The organism is Companilactobacillus halodurans, from assembly GCF_009600985.1.
In the GTDB taxonomy this organism is placed as follows: Bacteria; Bacillota; Bacilli; order Lactobacillales; family Lactobacillaceae; genus Companilactobacillus; species Companilactobacillus halodurans.
The window spans coordinates 1-5253 of record NZ_VDFP01000044.1; the positions used below are offsets into that span (position 1 = coordinate 1).

General features: G+C 32.0%; 7 protein-coding genes. 2 read left to right on the forward strand and 5 right to left on the reverse strand.

Features of this window, described 5'->3' with window-relative positions:
- The 5 genes from FHL06_RS15205 to FHL06_RS11920 form a co-directional block, all read right to left on the reverse strand.
- On the reverse strand, positions 1–375 hold a 375-nt coding region (locus FHL06_RS15205), incomplete at its 3' end, for a RepB family plasmid replication initiator protein (protein WP_475392983.1).
- Positions 369–632: a replication initiation protein gene (locus FHL06_RS15210; protein ID WP_475392982.1), complete on the reverse strand. Its 264-nt coding sequence runs from the start codon at positions 630–632 to the stop codon at positions 369–371. The genes FHL06_RS15210 and FHL06_RS15205, both read right to left, overlap by 7 nt.
- 800 nt (positions 633–1432) lie before the next feature.
- Positions 1433–2026 carry a hypothetical protein gene (locus FHL06_RS11910; RefSeq protein WP_153386802.1) on the reverse strand — a complete coding sequence of 198 codons (594 nt, stop codon included), beginning with the start codon at positions 2024–2026 and terminating at the stop codon, positions 1433–1435.
- Positions 1953–2903 (reverse strand): relaxase/mobilization nuclease domain-containing protein, encoded by a 951-nt coding sequence (locus FHL06_RS11915; RefSeq protein ID WP_238334035.1) that lies wholly within the window; start codon positions 2901–2903, stop codon positions 1953–1955. Before FHL06_RS11915 ends, FHL06_RS11910 begins: the two co-directional genes overlap by 74 nt.
- 14 nt (positions 2904–2917) lie before the next feature.
- On the reverse strand, positions 2918–3253 hold the full coding sequence (locus FHL06_RS11920; protein WP_192917975.1) for a plasmid mobilization protein: 336 nt from the start codon (positions 3251–3253) through the stop codon (positions 2918–2920).
- A gap of 496 nt (positions 3254–3749) precedes the next feature.
- On the opposite strand from FHL06_RS11920, the gene FHL06_RS11925 reads away from it, so the two are divergent.
- Positions 3750–4127: a plasmid mobilization protein gene (locus tag FHL06_RS11925; RefSeq protein ID WP_153386808.1), complete on the forward strand. Its 378-nt coding sequence runs from the start codon at positions 3750–3752 to the stop codon at positions 4125–4127.
- Positions 4120–5229 (forward strand): hypothetical protein, encoded by a 1110-nt coding sequence (locus tag FHL06_RS14595; protein ID WP_202879068.1) that lies wholly within the window; start codon positions 4120–4122, stop codon positions 5227–5229. The genes FHL06_RS11925 and FHL06_RS14595 overlap by 8 nt, the downstream gene beginning before the upstream one ends.
- The last annotated feature ends 24 nt before the right edge of the window (positions 5230–5253 follow it).

Sequence of the window (5253 nt, forward strand, 5' to 3'; positions counted from 1 at the left end):
AATTTTACGCCCTTTTTTAGCTTGAATTTTATAGATACTAAGATTTTTAAACATAAAACTTAATTCTTTAATAATAGGATTTAAAACACGCTTAGTTATATCATTCATTTGATATGAATCTGGGACGTCCAAACGTTCTTTAAAATCAGCAATCTTTAACTTTACATACCCAGTATGTTTGTATTGTTTTAATATTCGAAACATATTTTTTGAATATGTAGATTTCAGTTGAGTCATTTCTTGAAGTTCAAATTTAGTGAAGTTGTTTGTTATTGAATTTAAGATATGTTTTAAGTTTGGGGAAGTAGATATTTCTAAATATTGTTCTTTCTTATGTATCTTATAATGATTAAATAAAACAAATCTTTCTATGATCTCTTCATCTTAATAGTTAGTTGTAGCATTTTTTGATAAACATCATCTAAATCTTTAACGAATCTATTAATATTACGAGTTTCTGAACTATAGTTACTTAGCTCTTTTAAAGTAGCAAATGATAAATGTAAAGTATTAGTATCTTGTTCTTTTAGCTTATTGCACATCGCAAAAAACAAATTAATTTCAGTACTTGTAAATCTACGTAAAGGGACTAAATTCATATCGTTTTTATATACGATAGTTTCTCCTGACATACAGCAACACTCCTTATAAAACTTTGACTTTAAAGGTCATAATTACAATTATGACCTTTAAAGTTTACAATTACGATTATAATAACACACCTATTATCAAGTTTTAACACATTTTAAGTGACTTATATTAAAAATGTCCCTTTAATTGTGGCAAAATGTCCCTTTAATTGTGGCAAAATGTCCCTTTAATTGTGGCAAAATGTCCCTTTAATTGTGGCAAAATGTCCCTTTAAGTTATTGTAAAGCCCTCTCTCCCTAAGGCTCAATAGGTTCCTAAAAAGGTTTAAAAAGACTTATATAAATATATATAAAGATCAGAGCCAAATTGCCCCAAGTTCAAAATTATTTTGATCTTTAAAACCTAACTCATTACTTTTTTGTAAAAAAGTAATATCAAAAAACTTCTTGAACTCGCCGTTCAAACTGCAGGGAATTGGAAGTTGTCCAATTCCACTGCGTTTAGTGTGGCGAGCTATGCAAGTGTATCAATTCCTTATACTCATTCACTTCGTTCATTCCGTTACCGTTGATACACAAAAAATTAAGAGCCTAGAACCTTGTTCTAAACCCTTAGTTAATCATTCTAATAATCTTTTGATAATTTATATTGCTTATAAGCTAAATAAACAAGACTTGCTTGAACAATAACTTGAGTTAAACTTAAACCCAGACTGATACGCTTTTTTAATTTTTCACGGTTAGCTATTTTTTCACTCCTTACCTGTTTAATTATTACGATACCCTTATTTTGGATTTTAAAGGGGTATATAGCGCATTAAATTATTTTGATTACTTATCCCTTAAAATTTATGATCAAGGGCATTTATGAGCTTCGCACAAAGCCACAGGATACATGCTAATAATATAAAGGGAATGAGATAGAGTAAATAAGCAAAATATCGCCAAATGGATTTTCCTTCAACGATTTGATCATGAATCGTTTGTAAAAAAGTATCAATCGACAAGCTATGACCGATAGGCCCTGTCACCATAGCGACTAACGCAACAACTAAAACGACATAAAATAAAGCGAAAAGGCCGTGCGTCATTTTACTTAAGGTTTGATTATACTTTTGGATCAGTTGATCATTTTGGCGCATTTTTCTTTCTAGCGTTTGCTTATAGGTCTGTATTTCATTTTCAGCTTGCTCATTGCGTTCTTTTAATGTTTGAATCAATTGGTTGGTTTGATTATCTATCGCTTTAAATTTGGTGTCTAAAGCCTGTTTAAAGTCTTGTTGTTGGTTATCTGTATTGAGTTTTTTTAAATAACTATTGGCTACACTGATATATTTTACTCGAGTGTCTTCCGTTGCTTGGTTAAAGGTCGAGATCGAAGCCTCGAGTTCGTTCTTGAGATTTTCGTTTTGCTTGTTCCTCGCGTTCTCGTTCAATTCGAGCTGCTCGAGATTTTTCATGAGCCAATCTTGCTGATTCAGCACGTTCTTGAGCGCGTTGTTGTTGTTCAAGTTGTTGGGTTCTTGCTTCAAATCTTCGACAATCTGCTTGAGTTGCGTTTCGATCTGACTGAGTTTCTTTTTGATTGCTTTCGTGTTCTCGTTTTCGTTTCTCGGTTCCAAAGGCATTGAGTACCTCCTCCTTATCGTAAGCATGACCTAATTTACTACCACGTACTTTCTTATCTTCTGCTAGGTGTTTATAAGTAATTGTTTTTTCAGTGGTACGTGCGATTTCAACGCCTTGAGGTTTCAATAATCCATTAAATTCATCAAAATTGGTCGCATTGTCTTTGGTTGCTTCAATTGCCATTCTTACTTGGTTTTTCCATGAAACTTTATCATTATCCGATTTATCAATGATATTTTGTTCGGCCTGGGTGTATCGTATGTCAGCTGTTTTCTCTTTGACGATACTCAATTCATGTTGTTGGCAAAGGGTATCACTTTGAGTGCGTATCTCGTAGAGTTTTTGGCGATTATTCACAAACTTTTTACCTGTCTCCATATTCACGCTATTAATACAAATATGATTATGAAGGTGGTTTTGGTCTGTATGGGTATAAATCGCAACTTCATGACCCGGTGCGACTTGTTCCGCTAATATGCGACCGATGTCATTGGCTTGTTCTGGTGTGACGTTATCTTTAGGGTCAAAGGACTGAATCACATGGTAACCTTGACGGCCGTTATCTTTGCCAAATAATAATCGTGTGGTTTTCATCTGTTCTTTGACGTAATCGACATCACAGTTGAGCCCACTTTTCTTTTCGGCTTTTTCTTCGTTTTCGGCATACGCGATGAGGGCGTTCATTGCTTTTGTCGAACCTAATTTAATCGTTGCCATAAATATCTCAATCCTTTACGCAGCATTTCTAGTTTCCGTAATAACTTTTTAGCTAGTGTTTCATCGATATGACTTGTATGTACGGCTTTGGTTAATTGATTTAAGTTCGTCCCAATCGCTCTTAATTCTTTCGCAATTTCTAAGGCGCCTTGTCGGTCGATACGTGGTTGTTTAATTCGTTTTTTCTGCGTCGCCTGTTTCGCAAGCATGGGAACTGATATATTAAGCGTCTCTGCCATAGCTTCTAAACGTTCATATTCTTCGGGCGTGACTCTAAACTTAATTTGCTTGCTTTCGCGTCTATAATCCGTGGTCAAAAAGCGCACTCCTTTCTTAATCGATCGTTTGTGATGCGCCGTCAAAAATGTGACGTCGAGGATCATCACAAAATACGATATATGTTTAAAGTTGATCAGATAGAACAACTTTAAAATACCGGCTATTCAATGACTGACGCTAATTGTTTTACCAACAATGAATGTCACCCTTGATAACCTTATCGTACATCGATTAAAGGAGTTTGGCAAGCTACGTATATGGTACCCATATATCCAGCTTGTTGGTGGCATTCCCCCAAGCCCCCTTGGATTTTTTCTGCGAAAAAATAGCAAATACCTATGAGTATTTGCTTAGTATCACGCGCAAAAATGTGCGCGTTGAATCATGAGTAATTACTCAAATAAAAATCATTGATATTTTATTAGTAATTACTCACCCAATCATTCCACCTATGTTAAAATGTTAACTAAGCAATCACTCATTAAAAACACTATATATTTTATGAGTATTTACTTAGTTAAAGGTGGAGTCAAAATGCCAAGTCAAAATCAAAAGAAAGCCAAAACGATTAATATTAATTTAACAGAAGCCGAATATGAAAAAGTGAAACAGTTAGCTGAAATCAGAAATTTAAATCCCACAGCTTATACACGATTAGTCGCTTTAGGGAATCGGATTAAGCCAACGGTTGTTGAGTTGCCTTCGAGCCAAATGACGATTGATACGAATGAAGATGTTGAAAATTTAAAATCGCAAGCTCAATCTAATGCGTATTACGCCAACATGTTTAAACGATTTGCGAGTTATATTGAAGATGACCATTTTTATATTAATCTGCATGATGTTCAAAGTGATCGGGAGTTGATTCAAGCCATTCATCAAGTTAAAAAGGAGAGTTATAAAGATGTCTGATTATGGTAGAATAACGAATGAATTTATAACACTAAAAAATGGAATATATAAAGAAATAAATGAATTAAATGGTAACTCTAAACTAATAAGTTTTAGATATTTATTGCCTTATAGAGTGCCAGTTAAAAACGGAGAAAGAATTATTTTTAAAGTAAATACTCATAAATCTGTTTTAATAACATTTACTCATAAAGAATTAGACGTATCAAAAGAGATATTAATGAATGAAAAAAACTATACGTTTGTAGAATGCACCTCTATTATCACTAAGAAGAATTACAAAAAAATGAAAGAATCAAGAGAGGGAAGGAAAAAAGAAGCATTTTCAAAATTATTTGATGAGCAAATAAAGGTATTGAATAATTTTATTAATATTATAATAATGAAACATCAATATCATAATATATTTGTCTTAACATTAAGAAGTATTTTAACTATACCAACTTATATCATATACGAAAATAACGGTAATGTTATACAATCATCAACTTTTCTTATAAATCCTCTAAGTAAGGTAGAAAATGATCAAAAATCAACTTTAAGTTATTCAGAACTAAAAAATGTTATTTTGAATTATAACTTATATTTATCACATCCAAGTGAACGGTATGCACTTATAATGAGAAAGGGGGAAAGAGCATTTTTCCTTTCAGAATATAATGATTCTATTGTATACATACAAACGTCTTTTGAGATATTTATTTCAGATTTTGTAAAGAAATATTATGAAATAAATAAATTATTAGATTCTGAAAAAATTAAAGATATCCTGGATTGTGGTTATAAAAACATTATAAATGATCATCTTTTGAAAATAATTGAGAAATTAAATTTAGAATATAAAGAAGAAATCATTAATTGCGTATCAAAGTATAAAGATGATTATTATCCAATGAGAAACAAAATAGTACACGAAGGGAAAAGTTATAAAGAAAGAGACGCAGAAGAATTTAAAGAAATTGTATCTAATGCTGTAAGATTAATAACATATGGGATGCATAAAGCTACTAATGATAGTTTCGTGAGTTATTTTACAACTTACAATATTCTTAGTGAAGAATTGGATATCGAAAGCATTAAAGATAAATATACGATTCCTTAAAGGATTATTTGGGAATTATAAACA

Coding starts and splice junctions, on each gene's coding strand:
- FHL06_RS11925 (WP_153386808.1), top strand. CDS start 3,750: ATGCCAAGTCAAAATCAAAAGAAAGCCAAAACGATTAATATTAATTTA.
- FHL06_RS14595 (WP_202879068.1), top strand. CDS start 4,120: ATGTCTGATTATGGTAGAATAACGAATGAATTTATAACACTAAAAAAT.
- FHL06_RS11915 (WP_238334035.1), bottom strand. CDS start 2,903: ATGAACGCCCTCATCGCGTATGCCGAAAACGAAGAAAAAGCCGAAAAG.
- FHL06_RS15210 (WP_475392982.1), bottom strand. CDS start 632: ATGTCAGGAGAAACTATCGTATATAAAAACGATATGAATTTAGTCCCT.